Genomic DNA, 20,231 nt, shown 5'->3' with positions numbered 1-20,231 from the left:
TTAATCATGTTTTTAAGCTACTAATGTAGTCGCTCTATTATTTAAGAGTAACTGAAGCTCCAGCTTCTTCCAATTTAGCTTTGATTTCTTCAGCTTCTGCAGTTGCAACGCCTTCTTTAACAAGTGCTGGTGCACCGTCAACAAGTTCTTTAGCTTCTTTAAGACCAAGACCTGTGATTTCACGTACAACTTTGATAACGCCAACTTTTTTGTCGCCTGCAGATGTCAATTCAACGTCGAATGAATCTTTAGCAGCACCAGCGTCAGCAGCACCAGCTGCAGCAACAGCTACAGGAGCAGCTGCAGTTACACCAAATTCTTCTTCGATAGCTTTTACAAGGTCGTTCAATTCAAGGATTGAAGCTTCTTTAATTTCAGCAATAATGTTTTCAATGTTCAATGCCATTGTTATTTCCTCCAAATATGTTTTAAATTTATAATAGATTTTCGTAGCTAGGCTACGCTGCGTAGCTTAAGATTAAGCTGCGTCTTCTTTGTTGTCTGCAACCGCTTTGACTGCAAGAGCAACGTTGCGCACTGGCGCTTGAAGTACAGAAAGGAGCATAGAAAGAAGTCCTTCGCGGTTTGGAAGAGTTGCAAGAGCAAGAATCTCTTCTTTAGATGCGACAGCGCCTTCGATTGCACCACCTTTGATTTCAAGTGCTTCAGCGTTTTTAGAAAAGTCGTTCAAGATTTTCGCTGGTGCGATAACATCTTCGTTAGAAAATGCTACTGCAGATGGTCCAACAAATACAGATGCAAGATCTTCAAGACCAGCTTTTTCAGCTGCACGACGCAAGATTGAGTTTTTAATCACTTTATACTCAACTTCGCTTCCACGAAGCTCACGACGAAGAACTGTATCTTGCTCAACTGTCAAACCACGAGCGTCTACAACGACGATAGATGCAGCAGCTTTCATTTTTTCAGCTACTACGTCAACTAGTTCCGCTTTTTTAGCAATAATTGCTTCACTCATTAGTGTGTTCACCTCCGTTATTATTTTGCTTGGGGAAATTTTTCAAAAGAAAAACGCGCCCAAACCTAGACACGAAAGTACAATACGCTTCTTTTTACATGATACGTTTTGTCCTCGGTAGGATATTTATGAGTCGAGCTCCCCTACTGTCTTAGGCAGTTTTTTCAAACCGTATATAAGTATAGCATAGTTAAAAAAAGAATGCAAGATTTTTGCAAACTTTTTTAAAATTTTTTGTGATTTTTCTTTTAAAGTTCTACTGTTAGGACTTGCCCTTGCTTAACAACCTGTTCTCCAGCGATATAAACATCATCAACGTCACTGGATTTGACTGCATAAATGAGGTGGGACAGCATATTTTCCTGAGGTTGGAGATGAATTTTCCCTTGTGGTTGGATGACCAGAAAATCTGCTTGCTTGCAAACTTCCAGACTTCCTATCTGATTTTCCATTCCTAGGACCTTAGCACCTTCGATTGTCAGAGCCTTGAGAGCTGTTTCGATAGGGAATTGGCTGGCATCCCCACTCTTCATTTTCTGTAAGAGAGCTGCTGTTCGTCCTTCCTCAAACATATCAAGGTTGTTGTTGGAAGCAACTGAATCTGTCGCAATTCCTACTGCCATTCCCGCTTTTTGGAGTTGGATGATTGGAGCGATTCCTGAGGCCAGTTTGAGGTTACTGATAGGATTGTGAGCAATAGCCACTTGAGAAGTTGCCAAACGTTCAATTTCTCTCTCGTTTAATTCGACCCCGTGAGCAAAGACAGATGGATGATCTAAGTAACCCAGTTCTTCGAGAAAAGCAAGAGGACGTTTACCGTATCGTTTCAGGATAATTCCTGATTCCTCCTTGGTCTCCGCCACGTGGATATGGATAGGAATATTCAACTCTTTTGCCAGATCTAAGCTTTCTGCCAGCAAGTCTCTACTACAGCTGTAGGGAGAATGTGGGGCTACCATCACCTTGAAATTTGGATTTTTATATCCAATAATTTCTTCAATGATTGCTCGAGTTCTACTTATAGTCTCAGCAGTTGTCTCTGCCTCTGAAGAAAAAAGAGTCGGTGAGAAATAACAACGCATCTTGGAATCTTTCACTGCCTGATAAATCCGCTCAATATCCACACCATTGGGATTATACATATCATTAAAGGTTGTTGTTCCTGACTGGAGCATCTCTGTCAGAGCTTCTTTGACCGCCTTAGTAGTCATGTCGGGAGTAAATCCTGCTTCTGCAGGCCAGATATAGTCATTGAGCCATTCATGGAGATTGCTATCATCTCGAATTCCTCTCAATCCGGTCATAGCAGAATGGGTGTGACAATTGACCAAACCAGGCATAATCCAGGCTCCCTGATAGTCTATAATCTGCTCAGCTTGCTCTATAATCTCTGACTGCTCTTGACCAACATAGACGATTTTAGAATCCTTAACGGCTAAGATTCCATCTAGATAAACATGGAAATCTTTGTCACAAGTCACGATATTTACATGCTGAAAGACTTTCATTCTAGGCTCCTTTTCTATAAGACAATTTACAGTGAATAATTTTTCTAGCTATTGTAACAAAAAAGTCACCCGAAGGCAACTTTTTTTCGTTCATAAGATTTTAAAGTAGAAGGGATTATTCAAAGCTAAAAGCTGCAGCTTGCTGCATTTGATAATACTTACCCTTTCTAGCCATGAGATCCTGATGATTGCCATGCTCCACGATGTCACCATCCACTAAGACTAGAATCATATCCGCATCCTGAATGGTTGACAAGCGGTGGGCAATGATAAAGCTTGTACGCCCCTTCATGAGTTTAGCAAAGGCATCCTGAACCAGCACTTCTGTCCGTGTATCGATGGAGGAAGTTGCCTCGTCTAAGATAAGAATCTTAGGGATAGCTAGAAAGACTCGGGCGATGGTCAAAAGCTGGGCTTGACCGACAGAGAGAGATTCTCCTGCATTTTCCAACTTGGTATCATAGCCTTGAGGTAGCTGTTGGATGAAAAAGTCTGCATTGGCTGCTTTTGCAGCAGCAATCACTTGCTCCCGACTGGAATCAGGATTTCCAAAGGCAATATTATCATGAATAGTTCCTTGCTTGAGCCAGGTTTCTTGGAGCACCATCCCAAACTGCTGGCGTAAAGAGGCACGACTATAATCATAAATGGATTTCCCATCCAGCAAGATATCTCCTGAGTTAATAGGGTAAAAACGCATGAGGAGATTGATAAGAGTTGATTTTCCAGCACCTGTCGGACCAACAATAGCAACCTTGCTACCAGCTGGAATATCAATAGATAAATCCTTAATCAAAATCTTTTCAGGATGGTAGCCAAAAGAAACCTGTTTAAAGGAAATAGCTCCCTTAACTTGGTCACTAGTCAACTCTTCCTTACCTGTTTCAGCCACCTCAGGACTATCTAAGACTCCATAAACACTTTCTGCACAAGCCAAGGCACTTTGCAACTCAGCTAGCACTGAAGAAATATCATTAAAAGGCTTGGTGTACTGTTGAACATAGTTCAAAAAAGTCACTAAGCGTCCAATGGTCAAGGTAGAGCCTATCATGATACGATAAGCTCCCACTCCAGCTAGAAGGGCATAAATAAGCGCATTGACAAAGCGAGTCGAAGGATTGACCGTTGAAGAATAAAAGATAGCTGACTGTGAATAACCTGCATAGTTGGCATTCGCCTCGTGCAGTCTTTGGATAAAATCTTCTTGAGCATTAAAGGACTGGATAATGGTCTGCTGGTTCAACGATTCTTCAATCAACTGAGTCTGAATTCCCCTCGTCTCTGTTTGCTTTTGGAAGAGATGATAGGAGCGTTTGGCAATAAAGCGTGAAATCACCATAGATAGTGGCGTTAACAACAAGACCAAGAGGGTCATGAGGAGGTGAATTTGAAGCATGGCTAGAATACTAACCAAAATCATCAAAACACCAAGGAAAAATTGATTAAAAATCATGGTCAAGCCAGCTGCCAACTGTTCTATGTCTGTTGTCACCCGACTGACCATCTCCCCACTGCCTTGCCGATCCACAAAGGCAATCGGTAACCGATGGAGCTTATGGATGATTTGCTCTCGTAAGTCTCTGGTATAAGAGAAAATTAGGCGATTATAGAGGAGAGGATTGGCCCACTGTACAAGAGTATTTCCTATGACCACCAAGATCATTTGGAGAAAAATCTGCCAAAAAACTGGTGAAGAACCAGCCACTAGGACTTGGTCGATGACCTGCCCAATCAATATAGGTAGGTAGATTGATAAGGCAACCTGGGCAATGGTTCCTAGAAAGGCTAGAAAAAGAAGGAAGGTATGACTTGCTAAATCTTTTGCCAAACATTTGAGCGTCTGGTTTGCAGTTTGTCGTCTCATACTAGTCCTCCTTACCATGTTGGGATGCATTGATTTCATGATAGACTTGACTGGTCTTCATCAAGTCATCGTGCTTGCCGATAGCTAGGAGCTCACCTTTTTCCAAGAGGAGAATCTGGTCAGCCATCTGTAAAGTCGATGTTCTTTGAGAAATCAAAATTAAGCTTGTATTTGGCAAATTTTCTCGAATAGCTTTCAAGAGCCTAGACTCGGTAATGGTGTCGAGGGCCGAAGTCGCATCATCTAGGATGAGAAATGGAGTTTGGCGCAAAACTGCTCGTGCGATGGACAGCCTTTGTTTTTGACCGCCCGAGAAATTTCGCCCTCCTGCCTCAACTATGGCATCCAAGAGTCCTTCCTTTTCACTGACAAAATCCTTTGCTTGCGCAATTTCCAAGGCCTGCCAGAGTTCTTGGTCAGATAGTTCTTGACCTAAACCTATAGTCAAGTTGGAACGAATGGTTCCTTTAAAGAGTTCGACTTTTTGGGGCACATAGGCAATCCAAGACCGCCACTGCTTCAAATTAAGAGGACTACGTCCATCTCGATAAAGGTCAATGCTCCCCTTGTCTGCTGGATAAAGTCCAAGGATGAGTTGCACCAAACTTGATTTACCAGAACCCGTTCCCCCAATGATACCAAGGATTTGCCCTTGCTTCATATCAAAGGAAATGTCTCTCAGAGAAGGCTGGGCCGCATCAGGATAGGTAAAGGTTAATTCCTTGACTTGTAAAACCTGATCGCTGGTAACCTGTTTTTGTTCTAATTCTGAATGAATATCTTCTGGAGCTTCAGCAAAGACTTCCTCGATTCGTTTAGCTGAGATATAGGACTGGTTGAGAGAATTGATCAGCATGGCTAGCTTGACCAATTCCACCAAAATCTGTAAGAGATAGTTGATAAGGGCAATGAGAGCACCTTGACTGAGCAATCCTCCTTGAATAGAAATATAGCCTTGCCATATAATGACGAGGAGAGTTCCATTTACAATCAGATAGGTCAGGGGTGTTAATAAACTGGACCAGAAACCTGTCTTTTCTTGTAATCTAGCATAGACTTGGTTAAGAGTTTGAAAAATCTGTAACTCTCGTTTTTCTTGTCCAAAAGCACGAATAACCCGCATTCCTTGTAATTGCTGACGTGTTTCCTGAACCAGTTGATCCGTTTTCTTTCTCAGACTGCTGTAGAGAGGATTAACCAGTCTAGAGAGCCCTACAATAACAATGGTCAAAATGACAACCATGACCAAGAACCAAAGAGTCAGCTCAGCTGAGATTCGATAGGCCATAAAAATGGCTCCAAAAACGATAATAGGCGCTCGTAAAAAGAGACGCAGGAATTGATTGATACCAGTCTGAATCTGGTAAGTGTCCGAAGTCAAGCGAGTGACCAAGCTAGAAGTGGTCAAACGATCTCTGCTGTCCTTGGGCAAGGAAAGAATATGGCGATAGAGGTCACCTGTCAATTCTTTGGCAAATCCAACCGCAGCCTTAGCTGAGTAGAACTGGGCTATTAAGGCTACTACCACACCAATCACTGCAAAGATAAGGAGCAACCCAATCTGCATCCAGAGATGTCCTTGATTTCTCTGGGGCAAGGATTGGTCAACAATCCCAGCAATCACCATGGGAACCAAGAGCTCAAACACAGCTTCTAGTAACTTGAACAAGGGGGCTAAAATGGATTCCTTGATGTAGGGTTTAAAGTAAGATAATAGGTGTTTCATAAATCCCTTCTATTCGTATTCTGGAAATGAAGAAAGTGGGAAGCACCCACCCTCTCTATTTTATTTGTTTAAGTATGGCAGTAGATAGCCATATCCTGCTTTTTCCATCTCATCCTTGGCCACAAAGCGCAAGGAAGCAGAATTGATACAGTAACGGAGGCCACCAAACTCACGCGGTCCATCTGTGAAAACATGGCCCAAGTGAGCATTCCCCGACCGAGAACGAACCTCAATTCGCTCCATTCCATGACTGAGATCCTTGTAATAATGAATCAATTCCTTGGAAATCGGACGGCTAAAACTTGGCCAACCACAACCTGAGGCAAACTTATCCTTGGCAAAAAAGAGTGGCTCACCTGTCGTAATATCTACATAAATTCCCTCTTCAAAGGTTTGGTCATAGGCATTGGTAAATGGAGCCTCTGTGGCAGCTTCTTGGGTAACACGATAGGATTCTTCAGATAAACTGCCCTTTAACACATCTTGACTAAGCTTTTCATAGTTTGCTGCATCAATCAATGGCTTCTCAGCATCGGTCACATCGATATGACAGTAACCTGAAGGATTCTTCTTAAGATAGTCTTGGTGGTAATCTTCAGCTAAAATATAGTGGCGAAGTTTCTCCACTTCCACTGCAATCTTTCGACCAAGCATGCGCTCCTGCTCCTGCACCACTGTGTAGATAGCTGGCAAGTCTGCTTCATCCTGGTAATAAATCCCAGTTCGATATTGGCGACCATGGTCATTCCCTTGTTGATTGACTGATAATGGATCAATAACACGGAAATAATAAAGCAAAATTTCTCTGAGTGACACTGCCTTCTCATCGTAAATCAGTTGAACCGTTTCTGCATGGTCTGTTTCTTTGAGCAACTGGTAATTGGTCGTTTCGACTTGCCCATTAGCGTAGCCAACACTGGTTGCTAGCACTCCAGAAATACGTGAAAAATACTCCTCTAGGCCCCAAAAACAACCACCTGCTAGATAAATTTCTGCCATCTTTATTTCTCCTTTATCAAGTTTTTAACTAATACTCTTCGAAAATCTCTTCAAACCACGTCAGCTTTATCTACAACCTCAAAGCGGTGCTTTGAGCAACCTGCGGCTAGCTTCCTAGTTTGCTCTTTGATTTTTATTGAGTATAAACTTCTTTTCAAAAAAAGGATAGGAAGCCCTCTGGTCAAGAGTTTCCCCATCCTATCATCTATTCTTTATTTTGCTTCGACACGGACACCTTGGGTATCAACTTTCAAGTCATGAAGTTTTCCTTTGAAAGTTTGCTTTTCCAATTCTGCCTTAATCGTTGGCATCTTGTCATGAGAAGCCAAAACCATAACTGTCGGCCCAGCACCAGAAAGGTAGGTTGCATAGGCACCATTTTCTTTGGCTACTTGCTTAATCGTTGCAAATTCTCTCACCAAGTCCTGACGATAGCGCTCGTGGAAGAGGTCGCCCTCGATTGCTTGCCCAGCGGTCACCATGTCTCCTGCCAACAAGGCTGCAACCGCCACATTGGCGATAGAACTAGCCGCAACAGCTTCCTTGTAAGACAATTTCTTAGGCAAGACGCCACGGCTGTCTCGAGTACGCAATTCATAGTTTGGAATGTAGGCTAGGAAATCACACTCTGGGAAGTCTGCTACGATAGCAGAAACTTGCCCTTCAACGGAACTTGCAATAACGAGATTACCATAAATGGCTGGAGCCACATTGTCAGGATGCCCTTCAATCTTTGTCGCTAACTGCAATTTTTCATGGTCAGATAAGTTGAGATTCCCCAGTTGGTTAGCTAGTTCAATCCCAGCAACGATAACCGAGCTAGAAGAACCCAGACCACGCGCCAAGGGAACATCACTGGTCATTTTCAAGCGTCTTGGTTGCAAGTCTGGTACAATTTGCAAAGCAATTTTGAGCAAGAGATTGCGCTCGTCATGAGGAATCCATTTGCCAATCTGGTGTTCAATCAGCCACTCATCTCGTTCTTCACAGACCTCAATTTGAAGATACTTGGTTACAGCTACACCGACCGAGTCAAAACCTGGCCCGATATTGGCACTGGTTGCAGGTACAATAATCTTCATCTTATTCTCCTAGCACCTTGAAGGTATTCAAGAGGTCGAATTCTGAAACCTTCTTCAATTCAGCTGAGACATTTTCAAGCTGGGCTTTATTAATCTTGTGTGTGATGATAACAACACGCGCCTTGTCACCATCTTTTCCATCTTGGAGGATTTGCTTGAAGGAAATATCTTGAGAGTTAAAGATTTCAGCCAATTTCAAGACCTGACCTTTTGAGTCTGGTGCCAAGATTGAGAAGTAGTAATTAGCTTTGACATCTTCTGGATTAGCTAAGACCAATTCACGACTATATTCGTTGAAGTCTTTTCCAATTGTTCCATCATTCAAGCGACGAACGATACGGACAATATCCGCCACAACACTTGTTGCAGTTGGTTTTTGACCAGCACCTGGTCCATAGTACATAGACTCACCGATACCAATAGATTCTACAAAGACAGCGTTCATTACGCCATTCACACTAGCAAGTGGGTGTGATTTAGGTAGGAAGGTTGGAGTTACTTCTGCAGCAATACCTGAAGGAGTTTCCTCGATAGAACCAACCAATTTCACTACATAACCAAGCTCTTGAGCCACAGCTACATCTTCTGGTGTGATGTTGCGGATTCCCTTGTGAGCCACATCGTCAAAGGCAACCTTCATGCCAAAGGCAAATTGGCTCAAAATCACCATCTTGTAGGCTGCATCAATCCCATCTACGTCATTTGTAGGGTCACTTTCTGCAAAACCTAGTCTTTGTGCTTCCGCAAGAGCATCATCGTAAGACCAGCCTTCTTCCACCATCTTGGTCATCATGAAGTTGGAAGTTCCGTTGACTACACCAAGCACACGAGTGATTTTGTCAGAAGCTAAGGAATTTGCCAAGGTACGAAGAATTGGAATCCCACCAGCTACTGCTGCTTCGTAGTAAAGTGCTACATTATGCTCTTTAGCGATTTCTAACAATTCTGCACCATGGACAGCCAAAAGGTCCTTGTTAGCAGTCACAACGTGTTTGCCAGCCTCCAAGGCACGAGTGATAAAGGTTTTAGCTGGTTCGATACGCCCCATCAATTCCACTACGATCGTAATATCTTGATCTGACAAAATGTCATCCACATTGGTTACAAAGTTAAAGTCATTCCCTGCTGCAAGCAAGCGGTTCTTTTCATCTTCGTCCTTGACCAATACCTTAGCAACTTCAATCTCTGAATGTGCTGATTGATTGATTTTTTCTCCATTTTCCTTTAGGAGGAAAGGCACACCACTTGCAACGGTACCAAATCCTAGTAAAGCAATTTTAACTGTCATGTTTGTCTCCTCGAAATTTTCTATTATAGCCATTATAACAGAATTTTGTGAAAATTCCTATCATAGTAATTCACTATTTCAGTATAGAAAAGAAAAAACGAATCAAACGATTCGCTCTTCTTATAATCTAGAAATAGCTTTCCAGAAATGATTATCCGATTTTTTGCAGATTGAGCACAGCATCGTGATTCATCAAGACTTGGCCATACTCTTGCAAGACTGAACGACTGATGTCACTATCGTCTGCAAACTCGCGCATACGGGCCAAAAGCCACGCTGGATATGGACTTGGATGATTTTCAATATCCACTAAAATGGTCAAATAATAGCGCTCATTCATCTTGTAGAGTTCAGAAGTTTCCATCTCAAATGTCACTGTCTTGGCAAAAGCCACCAAATCAGCTAACTTAGCAAAAGAAAGGATGTAGTAGATGTAAGGCTCTTTCTTGCTCTCAACTTCTTGTTCAGCCTGTTCCTGCTCTTCTTCCTTGGCTTCGACTTGCTCTAGAGATTGAATGGCTTCGATATCATCCTTAGTTTTGTCCGCGATACTTTTTTCCAGGGTTTTGATAAATTCATCTGGCGACATTTGAGCCAATTCTTCCATGTCTGGCAAATCCGATAAATCTTCAAAATCTAGATTTTGGTCAATCTTTGATTTGGTTACAAAGACATCGACCTTATCAGGTTTTGGAGTCACACGGAAGCTCAACATACCTGTATCTAGGAAGCTATCAGGCATCTCTAACTCATCCAAGATAGCATAAAAGAACTCTTCTGTTTTTTCTTGAGGAACGAGAAAGTCAGCAATCTCCATGCCTCGATCCATCAAATCTTCTAAAGACATCGTGATTTTTAAAGTTGTATCACTGATTTGTTTCATTTTCATTGCTAGTAACCTCATACTTTCAGTTCTATCTATTATACTAGATTTTTACGATTTTATCAAAAGAAGGCTCCTCTGTCGGGATAGATTTTCCCTAGGGTAACTTCTGTAGAAGACTCTAATACTCTTCGAAAATCTCTTCAAACCACGTCAGCTTTATCTACAACCTCAAAGCGGTGCTTTGAGCAACCTGCGGCTAGCTTCCTAGTTTGCTTTTTGATTTTCATTGAGTATAAAAGAAAATTTCTGCAAACAAATAGAAAAAGCCTTCAAAATCAGCTCTTAGCCAACTTTGAAGACCTAATACATCAGAAAGCTTATAGTTTAAAGGTTGCTACACCAAGGATAGAACGATTTAAGTTTCGAAGAATTTGAAGACTTTGTTCAAATTTCTTATAACGAGTTACTCCGTACTCTTCAACAAGAAGGACTGTATCTCTTTCTAAAAGAGATGGTACATCTTGTAAATCTACAAAATGCATTCCTTTTAAAGTCTCTTGATTTTGTTTTAATTTATCTAGAATAGCTTTATTTGAGCTAACGATAGTCAATTCTTGTCCAGCATTTTTGTATGATAGAATATCTGCTAGATTAGCAATTGTTGTAATCTCTGTTACAAAATCAATTTGATATTGAGAAAAATCACCTGCTCTATTGATTGTTGGGTTAAAGAGATAAACCAATACATTTCCCATCACAACCAAAATCACACAAACTACTCCAATAACAGCTAGACGAAGGATCAGATTCTTGACGTTTAATCCAAGCGCTGTCTCACCGTTTGCGTTCAATTCTTTAGAATTGATGGTTTCCAATTTTTCAATTTTCACGTTTGCATAGGTATTTTTAAATTTATCAACCAATGCATCAATCTTTTTCTCTAACAAGTCATTGGCATCTTTACTTGGTGTCAAAATTTTCACACCAACCCCTGCATCGTCAATCATATAGTAGACAGTCAATTTTTTCCACCAATAGTCACTTGTAGAATTTTTCAAGGTTGTCTCTGTCGTATCTAATTCACTGGCAATTTTTTTCAACTCACTAGGCTCTACATCATTGAAAAGATAAGCTCCATTCAAATTCCCATCAATCAATTTCCCGTAGAAATCACTATAACCACCAATTTGATGATTCAAAATTGTTTTAGCTGAATCTTCTGGAGGTGTGATTTTATAGCTGATATAAGTTGAATAACTTGTTGTATCTTTGACAGTATTTTTATTCTTAACTGCTTTAATTGTAAATGGTACAGCAATGAGAGCAAATAAAGCGATGAGAGCTAGAATATTTGCTTTTCGTTTTTTATAAAGATTTGCAAACAAATCAGCTACTGAATAATGTTCAAACATGATTTTTTTCTCCTTTGTTTAGTAGATACTGGTTCTCTTTTGTAAGCATTTTCGCTACAAATATAATCACAAGAACAATTCCCCAGAATTGCATTGTAAATAAATTGAAGAAACTTTCTGAAAAGCTACTTCTTGGCATAAAGAATAGATTATTCAAGATGAGTAGGGACAAGGCAAATAGGATTGTTCTTGAACGATAGGCTACTTGCAGCATGGCTATGAATAACATACCTAGCAAGAGACTAAGTAGAAAGACTCCTATCATACCATAGTCGGTATACAACTCCATAATATAGCTACTTCCGATACCATGTCCTTTCAAGTATTCCTTGTTCAAGACAAGATAGGATAGATTGTGGGCATAACTATTGCTATCAATAGCTAGTTCCACACTATTGGTTGTATGTTCAAAGGCTTTTCCTCCGAAAATGGCCCCTAAACTTCCCCTTGCAAAATAATCAATAACAGGACCAAAAGTAAAATTGCGTAAATCTCGGTAAGGGAGGCTACTGTTAAATAGAAAGCCTCTAGCCAAAACACCAAAACTGGTTCCTTGTTTATAGATAAAGTCAAGCAGGATATCCCAGAAACCTGTATGGGAAACCTGGACATTATCCCGTACATAATTGAGTATTCCCATCGCTAACATGAGAATAGGAGAACCTACAAAAATCGCTAACTTTTCTTTAAATCCAATCCATTTTCCCTTTTCTGTTTGCTCCCGCATAAAGTAATAAACGAAAGCAAATAAAATACTTAAAATAAAGGGATTGCGTGTCCCGATTGCCAAATGAATAGTATTAGCTGCAATAAAGGAGACAAGCACTGCTGTTGCCTGCAATTTCTTTGGCTTGGTTGCCAAATACATACACATTGCATAGACCGTAAATGTTGATAAGATATAGGTAAAATAAGGCAGTTTACTTTCAAAGTTTGCATAGTAGGCATAGTAGGAAGTCTGCAAGCGATACAGGAGCCGTTCAAATAACCGAATGAAATAGAAAGGATAGGTTAGAAGAAAAACTCCTAGCGATACAAAGCGCAACCGCTTGATGTAAACATCTTTTAGAGAACTTCTTATCTTGGGTACTTGTATTTTCTTTCTAGCTATAAAATAGCGAGCTAGAAGTCCTCCTGTGGTCAATCCCAATATCGAAACCATGACAACTATAAAGGCAAAGCGATAGGCTATGGGATGATAGGTATCCAAAGCACCATCCCTAAAGTAATCAATAGTCGGCCTTGATACCAGAAATACAAAAATAGTTAAAAAGAAAATAAAATGGATTAAGTAATACTTGATATCATTCCAACAAGCAATTAAGCTACTAACCAGTAAGAACAATAAAGTAGAAAGCAAGCTAACATTGTTATTATTAAACAGATACACAATTCCACTTACTAGCGTCAAGGCATAACTGACTATGGTCAAACTAAATAATAATCGTTTTCCATCAATCACTTGCTCACCCCCGTTCTAATGTAATTTTTTAGATTTTTCAATATTTTTCAGTAATAAGAATCGGTATAAGGAAATATTTATGAATAGAGCCAAAGCACTAATTCTTCTCCCCTTACGGAAAATTGGATTCCTAACAATAGTAAAGGCATGGCCTTTTAAAAAACGATGAATTTGAGAATAGGCTTTAAACTGTTTATACTGATCATCTAGCAACATCTTATCCAGAATAAAGAAGTGGGCATAAGCCAATCTGAAAAAAGCAACCTCTTTCAAATCCGGATAGTTTTTCACAACTTCATTGTAAAACTTTTGGTAGATATCAATATAGGCTAAATCCTTATCTGCATAGGGTTTAGTCGTAATACTATCCCCTCTATGGAAATAGTAATAATAGGGTTTGGTATTAACAACGTACTTCTTGGCCAACTTGATTAAATCAAAATGATAATAAGCATCTTCATAAATCAATCCCTTTGGAAAGGATAGGGCAGTTGCACTCTCTCTCTTGATTAGCTTATTGCAGATCGTTCCAGGTATTTTTTCACCTATGAGGTATTCCCTCAGAAATGTTTGAGAATCACAGACAAAATAGTCATCCTGATTGGCTGACTGTGGGCTTTCATCATTAGCATAGACATTCATGACACCACAGCTCGAAACATCCGCATCTTCTTGAATTAATTGCTCATATAAGCTCTGAATCATTTCTGGATGGATATAATCATCTGAGTCAATGAAAATCAGATAATCTCCGTGAGCCTGCTTCATTCCATCGTTTCGTGCTTGCGACAAACCTTCGTTCTTTTTATGAAGCACTGACACCCTATCATCTTGTTCAGCGATTGAATCACACAAGCGACCACTTTCATCCGTTGCTCCATCATCAACAAGAATGATTTCCAGATTCTGATAGGTCTGCTTCTGAATGGAAGCTATCGATTTTTCTAGGTACTGCGCCACATTATAGACTGGCACAATCACACTGATTAATGCAGTTTCCATGCTACTCCTCTAATAGTTTTTCTACTTGTTCGATTTGTTTGGCAATTGTGAATTGTTGAATGAATTGGCTAGCCTCATTGACATCGAAATTTGAGGCAGTAGTCATGTAGTTCGTAATTGCCTGAGCTGCCTCTTGATTGCTCTCAATGATTTGTCCAAATCGTCCTTCTTGGGATAATTCCTCAGCCCCTCCAACATCCGTAGAGACAAAAGGAAGTCCCAAACTCAAGGCCTCCACATACACTCCAGGAAAACCTTCTTGTTTAGACATAGACAAGAGAACTTTCGTCTGAGATAAATACTGATAAGGATTTTTTTGATAACCAAGGAAATGTACATAGTCTTCAAGCTCATATTCTTTGACGCGTTTTTTCAGTTCCTCTTCCATATCACCAGCCCCTATGAAGTAGAGATGATAGTTTTTTCCCTCTTGATGTAATAATCGTATCACTTCCACCACACGGTCAGAACCCTTATTTTCCTCAATCCGTCCGATAGTACAGATACTTTGAGGCGCAATCTCGATATCGATCTTCTCTTGAGATTTTTCTAAAATAGTCTTAAAATCATATCCATTGTAGACCGTCTGTAATTTCGAAGCATAGTCTGGATAGACTTCCTTGATAGAATCGCTGGTCTTTTTTGAAATTCCTACAATGGTATCCGCAGCATCCAACTGGCATCTATGTGACTCCCTTTTTGAGCTATCCTTAAGAAATTCTTCGATACTTCCATGAATCCAGGAAATTTTCTTGACTTCTTTTCTTTTAGAGAACAAAAGTGGAGGATTCATAATGGTAAAGGAAACTTCAACATCATAGTCATCTTTCACCAGTAAGCGACGTGTCAATCTTGGAAAATAAATTCTCATTCTCCACAAAAGAGCTCGAATCCATCTGGCTTGGCGATAATCCTGAAAGGATTTTAAAATGCGTACATGCTTGGGAACAGATTCATATCCCTTATCAAAATGTTCCATTTCAAGAATATCAATATCATACTTTTCTGGATTCAGATTTGAAACAATGGTAGATAGAATCTTCTCTGCGCCACCCCCGAGAGAAAAAGACCACATAAAAAATAATATTTTTTTCTTAGCCACCATATTCTCCCTTGTATTCTGTATAAGACTTATCCATATCAGCGATGACAGCATCATGATGTGGTAACTGCTTGTCTGCTGGTGGAGGTGTCATGTAGTCTCCAAAAGCAGTGCTGAGATAAGCATGGTAGCCGACTGGAACGGGCATCTCTGTCTCTTCAAATGGCAAGAAAAGATTATCCTCAAAAGATTCGATTAGGTACTTGTTTCTCATGTAACCAGGACCCGAGCATAATTCTGTGATGCCATCGCTCTCACCCAGACTATACTTGGTCATTTCTTTCTCAGCTTTTTTCCAAATGCGATAACGAAGAGATTTTGGAGTCAACCCCAGTAAAATACGGCTTCCCCATTTCATAAGTGCACCATGCTTTTCTGGAATAGTCTGCGCACAAAAGAGTGAATAAATCAGTGCCCAGCGAACCTGTTTTTTCCGCTCAGCTGGATTTTTCGGATAATAATCCAAAGGTAACACATCTAAGGCCAAACCATGTGGCAAATCCAAATCCTGCTGATAAGGTTTGATACAGGTAGTTTCCTTGTCACGAATAGTAATAAAAAGATTGCGGTCGACAAAATCCTTGTTACTCTTTGACAAGAAATAACGCTCATCTGCATAACGAGGCCATAATTCTGCTAATTTCTCATAATCTTTACGGGGCATAAAAAAATCTAGATCATCATCCCAAGGAATAAAACCCTTGTTTCGAAGGGCACCAATAGCACCTCCTCCACAGAGATAACAAAGCAAATCATGTTCCTTGCAAAAGGCCACAAAATATTCAGCCATCTCCAGACTTCGAGCCTGAATTGCTTTTAAATCAGTCATATTGTTCATTATTCTTTCTATCGTATCGTTCCATTATACCACAAATAAGGGATGAAAATCTATTGCAGACTGTAAAAAATCAAAGCCTGACTGCTAGATAAATAGCCTTCAAACTTTGATTTTTCTATCTTAACTTATCTCATTCCCATTTGAGCAAGCTTGGTTTGATATTTATTTTGGTCTACTAAGAGTGCCTGTCCTCCATAGACATCATAGGCATCGACCCAATCACCTAGTTCTGGAACTGTTAATCTCTCAATGCCATTTTGCGCTCCATCTAGGAAGGATAAACCATTGGTCAATAAGAAACTATAGGGAACATTCGTAGAGGTCATGCCAAAGACCTTACCAAGTGCTTCTGATCCAGTAAAGAGTTTGGTTGGATCCTTGAGTTGCTGCAGAACAGCTGTCAGCACTTGCTGTTGTCTCTTGGTACGACCGTAATCACCTTCATCATCATCACGGAAACGTGCATAATTGAGCAAGGTTGAACCGTTCATCTGCTGTTTCCCAACTTTAATAGTCTGGGTTGGTGACTCTGTTTCCGTAGCATGTAAATCATCTCCGACTGTAGCTTCGGTTAAAGGTTGACCTTCTAAGGTTGAGAATTTAGCATCAACCGTCACGCCATCAGGGAAGAGAGTGTCAATAGCAGTTGCGAAGGCCTGAAAGTCTACCAAAGCGTAGTACTTAATGTCCAAGTCAAAATTATCTTTTAGGACTTTCCGAACCATTTCAGCCCCTTTTTGCCCCTCTTGTTCCCCTAACTCATAAGCAACATTTAACTTATTATCGGACTGCTTTCTACCGTTAATGACTTGGCTGTAACCGTCTATATAAACCAAATTGTCACGCATAAAGCTGGCCAGTTTGATTTTTTTATCTGAGCCACCAACGTTTAGAACCATAATCGAGTCCGTTCTCGTCTCAGCACTGTTTTGGCCAATCCGTCCATCCGTCCCCATAATCAAAATATTGACCCCATCCTTGGTATCTTGACCATGAAAAACTTCTACTTGAGCTGCCTTAGCATTGGCAGGTTTGGTTGGATCCGCATTTGAATAACCTTTTAGGAACATAAAAATCATACCAAAACCAACACAGGCTAGAAGAGCAAGCAATCCTGCAAAAATGCGCCCCCAACGAATCTTACGTTTCTTGGACTTAACCTTTGGAAGAGAATGGCTTTTCTGGTATTTTTTTGCACGACTACGGTTACCATAGGATGGAAGAGGAGACTGATTGATTGGTTCCATGAAAGACTCTTCCATATCGTGATTTTCATCATGAATTTCTGGAGAAGTCTCACTACTGCTAGCCATATTTAACTTACCTTGCAGGTAAGCAAACTCTTTTTTCTCTCGCTCATTGAGGTAATGAATGTTCTTAAAGAGATAGTCATAACGTAACTGCTCATGATGACTTAAGGGATTTTCTTTACTCATCTTCTCTCCTTTCCGTGGTCTGATATTGGATAAATAGGATAGGCTCCCAGTACTCTATACTGGATTCCAATCGCTTCTAATTCTTTTTGGGCAAAGTTAACCAAGTCCTTATCGGCGTAATCCACATCGATAATGAAAAAGTATTCTCCCAGTGCTGTCTTGAGTGGTCGACTTTCAATTTTTGTCAGGTCAATTCCTCTCCAAGCAAAGGTCGACATGGCCTTATAAAGTGCGCCTGGAAGGTTGTCCGGTAAGGTCAAGGCCAAACTCATTTTCTCAGTTTGTGATTTCAAGGGAATAAAAGGTATTTCAGCTCCCAAAACCCAGAAACGGGTAAAATTGGCTTCCATTTCCTGAATATCCTCGGCAATCAGTTCTAAACCATATTCTTCAGCAGAACTTCTAGGTGCAATCGCTGCATAAGGTTGGTCTGGATGTTCGGAAATAAAACGGGCCGCATAAGCTGTACTAGCTGTTACCTCGATTTGGGCATCTGGATATTGTTCATCGATGAATTTCTTTCCTTGAGCCAGAGCCTGAGGATGAGAAAAAATCTTTTCAATCTTAGTATGACCTGGAACCACCATCAACTGCTGATGAATAGGCTGAACGATTTCTGCCACTGCTTGGATACGAGCCTGATGAAAAAGGTAGTCCAAGGTTTCATGAACACTACCCTCAATAGAATTTTCAACTGGCACCACAGAATAGTCCACCAAACCTTGCTCATAGGCCTTAATGACATCTGTAATATTGGCAAAGGCCTGCAATTCCTCATGAGGAAAAGCTGTCTGCACAACGTGATGTGAAAATGATCCCTTGGGACCTAGATACGCAATTTTCATCTCAGTTCCTCTATAATTTCCTCTGGGCTTAGTTTGGTCACATCCAAAATCCGACTAGCCACTTCCTCATACCAAGCCTGTCTTTCTTGGAAAATAGCTACTAATTCTTCCTTGCTATTATTTAGAAAAAGCGGGCGCTGATTGTCCTTATCAGCTGATATGCGTTGGTAGAGGGTTTCAAAATCAGCTTTCAGGTAGATATTATCAGAATTTGTCTTGAGTAAGTCACGATTTCGCTGAGAAATGACTACTCCTCCACCAGTTGACACAACTTGATTTGTTTCTAGTAACTCAGCTAGGACTTCAGACTCTATCTGACGAAAAGATTCTTCTCCCTTTTCCGAGAAAAATTCCGCAATGGACATACCTAAACGCTTCTCTATCAGAGCATCCATATCAAGGTAATTAGGGTCCAAGCCTCTTGCAATAGTCGATTTGCCAGCTCCCATAAATCCTAGTAATACCTTAGCCATGAATCAAGTTCTCCAAATCATCAAAGAAGCTAGGATAGCTGGTATTGATAGCTTCAGCACGATCAAGATCCACCTCTCCATTTGAAACCAAGAGAGCCGCGATAGCCGTCATCATGCCGATACGATGGTCTCCAAAAGTATTGACTCTAGCACCGTGAAGGGCTGATTTTCCTTTGATAATCATTCCATCTGCTGTAGGTGTGATATCCGCACCCATGCTATTTAAAGCATCTGCTACCACCTGAATGCGATCTGTTTCCTTAACCTTAAGTTCCTCAGCATCCTTGATAACTGTTGCACCTTGGGCTTGAGTCGCAAGCAGAGCGATAACTGGCAATTCATCAATCAAGCGTGGAATCAAAGCGCCACCAATCTCTGTTCCTTTCAAGTCAGAAGACTCAACAGTCAAAGTAGCAGATTTAGCGACTGGGTCAATTTCAGTAACTTCTAATTTTCCACCCATGGCGCGAATGACATCAATGATACCAGTACGCGTTTCGTTGATGCCCACATTTTTAAGCACCACACGAGAGTTTGGAACAATCAAACCTGCGACCAACCAAAAGGCTGCACTGGAAATATCTCCTGGTACGACCACCTTTTGTCCAGTCAGTTTTTGAGGCCCTTGGACTGTGATTTTCTTGTCGTCCACACTTAAATAACCACCAAATTGTTGCAACATATCTTCAGTATGATTACGGGTGCATTCTTTTTCGATAATAACGGACTCCCCCTGGGCCTGCAAGGCTGCAAACATCAAGGCTGACTTGACTTGGGCAGAGGCAATTGGCAACTCATAATGAATAGGTCTTAGGTTTTTCGTCCCTTGCAAACGCAAAGGAGGCAGGTCTCGTGCAGTTTGCCCTGAAATGCTGACGCCCATTTTTTTCAGTGGAATAGTCACACGATCCATAGGACGTTTGGAAAGACTGTCGTCTCCGAACATCTCTACTTCAAAATCTGCACCAGCAAGGACACCTGAAATCAGACGAATCGAGGTTCCAGAATTTCCCATATCAAGGGCATTTTGCGGCTCTTTTAAGCCATCCATGCCTACACCTTGAATGGTAATAACCCCATCTTTGTCCTCAATTTCAACACCAAGGTCACGAAAAACCTGCATGGTCGAAAGGACGTCTTCGCCACGTAATATATCATAAACCTTGGTCTCACCCTCAGCCAAACTTCCAAAGATAATGGAACGATGACTAATAGACTTGTCACCTGGAACTCGGATACTGCCGTGTAAGTGGCGAATGTTTGTTTTTAGTTTCATACTAGACCTCATACTTGCAATACTTTTACCTATTTTATCATAAAAAGCCAGAAATTCCTTAAAAATTCCTGACTTTATGATAGTTATTTTCTTATTTTAGCAATTCTTTTTCA

General features: G+C 40.7%; 18 protein-coding genes and 1 other annotated feature. All 18 genes read right to left on the bottom strand.

Annotated features, from left to right (window positions below):
* Positions 1–37 precede the first annotated feature (37 nt).
* Positions 38–406, bottom strand: a complete 369-nt coding sequence (gene rplL / locus TZ91_RS02315; RefSeq protein ID WP_001196965.1) for a 50S ribosomal protein L7/L12 — start codon at positions 404–406, stop codon at positions 38–40.
* A gap of 72 nt (positions 407–478) precedes the next feature.
* Positions 479–979 carry a 50S ribosomal protein L10 gene (gene rplJ, locus TZ91_RS02310; protein ID WP_001287277.1) on the bottom strand — a complete coding sequence of 167 codons (501 nt, stop codon included), beginning with the start codon at positions 977–979 and terminating at the stop codon, positions 479–481.
* Positions 980–1,017: 38 nt separating this feature from the next.
* Positions 1,018–1,153: a sequence feature (ribosomal protein L10 leader region), on the bottom strand.
* A 74-nt stretch (positions 1,154–1,227) separates the two neighbouring features.
* Positions 1,228–2,487, bottom strand: coding sequence for a TRZ/ATZ family protein (locus TZ91_RS02305; RefSeq protein WP_033686730.1), 1,260 nt, complete (start codon positions 2,485–2,487; stop codon positions 1,228–1,230).
* A gap of 115 nt (positions 2,488–2,602) precedes the next feature.
* Positions 2,603–4,351 carry an ABC transporter ATP-binding protein gene (locus tag TZ91_RS02300; RefSeq protein ID WP_033686731.1) on the bottom strand — a complete coding sequence of 583 codons (1,749 nt, stop codon included), beginning with the start codon at positions 4,349–4,351 and terminating at the stop codon, positions 2,603–2,605.
* Between the two features lies 1 nt (position 4,352).
* Entirely contained in the window at positions 4,353–6,077 is a 1,725-nt protein-coding gene (locus tag TZ91_RS02295) for an ABC transporter ATP-binding protein (RefSeq protein WP_033686734.1), read from the bottom strand.
* Between the two features lie 60 nt (positions 6,078–6,137).
* A complete protein-coding gene (msrB, locus tag TZ91_RS02290; RefSeq protein ID WP_033686735.1) occupies positions 6,138–7,076 on the bottom strand; it encodes a peptide-methionine (R)-S-oxide reductase MsrB in 939 nt (312 codons plus the stop codon).
* A 212-nt stretch (positions 7,077–7,288) separates the two neighbouring features.
* Positions 7,289–8,158, bottom strand: coding sequence for a homoserine kinase (thrB, locus tag TZ91_RS02285; RefSeq protein WP_033686736.1), 870 nt, complete (start codon positions 8,156–8,158; stop codon positions 7,289–7,291).
* Position 8,159: 1 nt separating this feature from the next.
* Positions 8,160–9,446, bottom strand: a complete 1,287-nt coding sequence (locus TZ91_RS02280) for a homoserine dehydrogenase (RefSeq protein WP_033686737.1) — start codon at positions 9,444–9,446, stop codon at positions 8,160–8,162.
* 151 nt (positions 9,447–9,597) lie between these two features.
* Entirely contained in the window at positions 9,598–10,335 is a 738-nt protein-coding gene (gene mecA, locus TZ91_RS02275; protein WP_000782684.1) for an adaptor protein MecA, read from the bottom strand.
* Positions 10,336–10,649: 314 nt separating this feature from the next.
* Positions 10,650–11,684 (bottom strand): teichoic acid biosynthesis protein TarQ, encoded by a 1,035-nt coding sequence (gene tarQ / locus TZ91_RS02270; protein WP_033686739.1) that lies wholly within the window; start codon positions 11,682–11,684, stop codon positions 10,650–10,652.
* A complete protein-coding gene (locus tag TZ91_RS02265) occupies positions 11,677–13,146 on the bottom strand; it encodes an O-antigen polysaccharide polymerase Wzy family protein (RefSeq protein ID WP_033686740.1) in 1,470 nt (489 codons plus the stop codon). Before TZ91_RS02265 ends, tarQ begins: the two co-directional genes overlap by 8 nt.
* 15 nt (positions 13,147–13,161) lie before the next feature.
* Positions 13,162–14,148, bottom strand: a complete 987-nt coding sequence (locus TZ91_RS02260; protein WP_033686742.1) for a glycosyltransferase family 2 protein — start codon at positions 14,146–14,148, stop codon at positions 13,162–13,164.
* Between the two features lies 1 nt (position 14,149).
* Complete coding sequence (locus TZ91_RS02255; RefSeq protein ID WP_080929546.1) at positions 14,150–15,253, bottom strand: glycosyltransferase; 1,104 nt, start codon at positions 15,251–15,253, stop codon at positions 14,150–14,152.
* A complete protein-coding gene (locus tag TZ91_RS02250; RefSeq protein WP_080702844.1) occupies positions 15,243–16,088 on the bottom strand; it encodes a LicD family protein in 846 nt (281 codons plus the stop codon). The genes TZ91_RS02255 and TZ91_RS02250 overlap by 11 nt, the downstream gene beginning before the upstream one ends.
* Positions 16,089–16,213: 125 nt before the next feature.
* Positions 16,214–17,524 carry an LCP family protein gene (locus tag TZ91_RS02245; protein WP_033686744.1) on the bottom strand — a complete coding sequence of 437 codons (1,311 nt, stop codon included), beginning with the start codon at positions 17,522–17,524 and terminating at the stop codon, positions 16,214–16,216.
* A complete protein-coding gene (pheA, locus tag TZ91_RS02240; protein ID WP_033686746.1) occupies positions 17,521–18,369 on the bottom strand; it encodes a prephenate dehydratase in 849 nt (282 codons plus the stop codon). Before pheA ends, TZ91_RS02245 begins: the two co-directional genes overlap by 4 nt.
* Complete coding sequence (locus TZ91_RS02235) at positions 18,366–18,842, bottom strand: shikimate kinase (protein WP_033686747.1); 477 nt, start codon at positions 18,840–18,842, stop codon at positions 18,366–18,368. The genes pheA and TZ91_RS02235 overlap by 4 nt, the downstream gene beginning before the upstream one ends.
* Positions 18,835–20,118: a 3-phosphoshikimate 1-carboxyvinyltransferase gene (aroA, locus tag TZ91_RS02230; RefSeq protein ID WP_033686748.1), complete on the bottom strand. Its 1,284-nt coding sequence runs from the start codon at positions 20,116–20,118 to the stop codon at positions 18,835–18,837. The genes TZ91_RS02235 and aroA overlap by 8 nt, the downstream gene beginning before the upstream one ends.
* Positions 20,119–20,231 lie beyond the last annotated feature (113 nt).

Origin of the sequence: Streptococcus mitis, from assembly GCF_000960025.1 — a bacterium.
Lineage (GTDB): Bacteria > Bacillota > Bacilli > Lactobacillales > Streptococcaceae > Streptococcus > Streptococcus mitis_DH.
The sequence above is the reverse complement of the archived record's forward strand: the minus strand, read 5'-3'. Positions and strand labels throughout refer to the sequence as shown.

What these genes read in the sequence shown, in the direction of transcription:
- rplL (WP_001196965.1), bottom strand. Translation starts at nt 406, where the DNA reads ATGGCATTGAACATTGAAAACATTATTGCTGAAATTAAAGAAGCTTCA.
- rplJ (WP_001287277.1), bottom strand. Translation starts at nt 979, where the DNA reads ATGAGTGAAGCAATTATTGCTAAAAAAGCGGAACTAGTTGACGTAGTA.
- TZ91_RS02305 (WP_033686730.1), bottom strand. Translation starts at nt 2,487, where the DNA reads ATGAAAGTCTTTCAGCATGTAAATATCGTGACTTGTGACAAAGATTTC.
- TZ91_RS02300 (WP_033686731.1), bottom strand. Translation starts at nt 4,351, where the DNA reads ATGAGACGACAAACTGCAAACCAGACGCTCAAATGTTTGGCAAAAGAT.
- TZ91_RS02295 (WP_033686734.1), bottom strand. Translation starts at nt 6,077, where the DNA reads ATGAAACACCTATTATCTTACTTTAAACCCTACATCAAGGAATCCATT.
- msrB (WP_033686735.1), bottom strand. Translation starts at nt 7,076, where the DNA reads ATGGCAGAAATTTATCTAGCAGGTGGTTGTTTTTGGGGCCTAGAGGAG.
- thrB (WP_033686736.1), bottom strand. Translation starts at nt 8,158, where the DNA reads ATGAAGATTATTGTACCTGCAACCAGTGCCAATATCGGGCCAGGTTTT.
- TZ91_RS02280 (WP_033686737.1), bottom strand. Translation starts at nt 9,446, where the DNA reads ATGACAGTTAAAATTGCTTTACTAGGATTTGGTACCGTTGCAAGTGGT.
- mecA (WP_000782684.1), bottom strand. Translation starts at nt 10,335, where the DNA reads ATGAAAATGAAACAAATCAGTGATACAACTTTAAAAATCACGATGTCT.
- tarQ (WP_033686739.1), bottom strand. Translation starts at nt 11,684, where the DNA reads ATGTTTGAACATTATTCAGTAGCTGATTTGTTTGCAAATCTTTATAAA.
- TZ91_RS02260 (WP_033686742.1), bottom strand. Translation starts at nt 14,148, where the DNA reads ATGGAAACTGCATTAATCAGTGTGATTGTGCCAGTCTATAATGTGGCG.
- TZ91_RS02255 (WP_080929546.1), bottom strand. Translation starts at nt 15,253, where the DNA reads ATGGTGGCTAAGAAAAAAATATTATTTTTTATGTGGTCTTTTTCTCTC.
- TZ91_RS02250 (WP_080702844.1), bottom strand. Translation starts at nt 16,088, where the DNA reads ATGAACAATATGACTGATTTAAAAGCAATTCAGGCTCGAAGTCTGGAG.
- TZ91_RS02245 (WP_033686744.1), bottom strand. Translation starts at nt 17,524, where the DNA reads ATGAGTAAAGAAAATCCCTTAAGTCATCATGAGCAGTTACGTTATGAC.
- pheA (WP_033686746.1), bottom strand. Translation starts at nt 18,369, where the DNA reads ATGAAAATTGCGTATCTAGGTCCCAAGGGATCATTTTCACATCACGTT.
- TZ91_RS02235 (WP_033686747.1), bottom strand. Translation starts at nt 18,842, where the DNA reads ATGGCTAAGGTATTACTAGGATTTATGGGAGCTGGCAAATCGACTATT.
- aroA (WP_033686748.1), bottom strand. Translation starts at nt 20,118, where the DNA reads ATGAAACTAAAAACAAACATTCGCCACTTACACGGCAGTATCCGAGTT.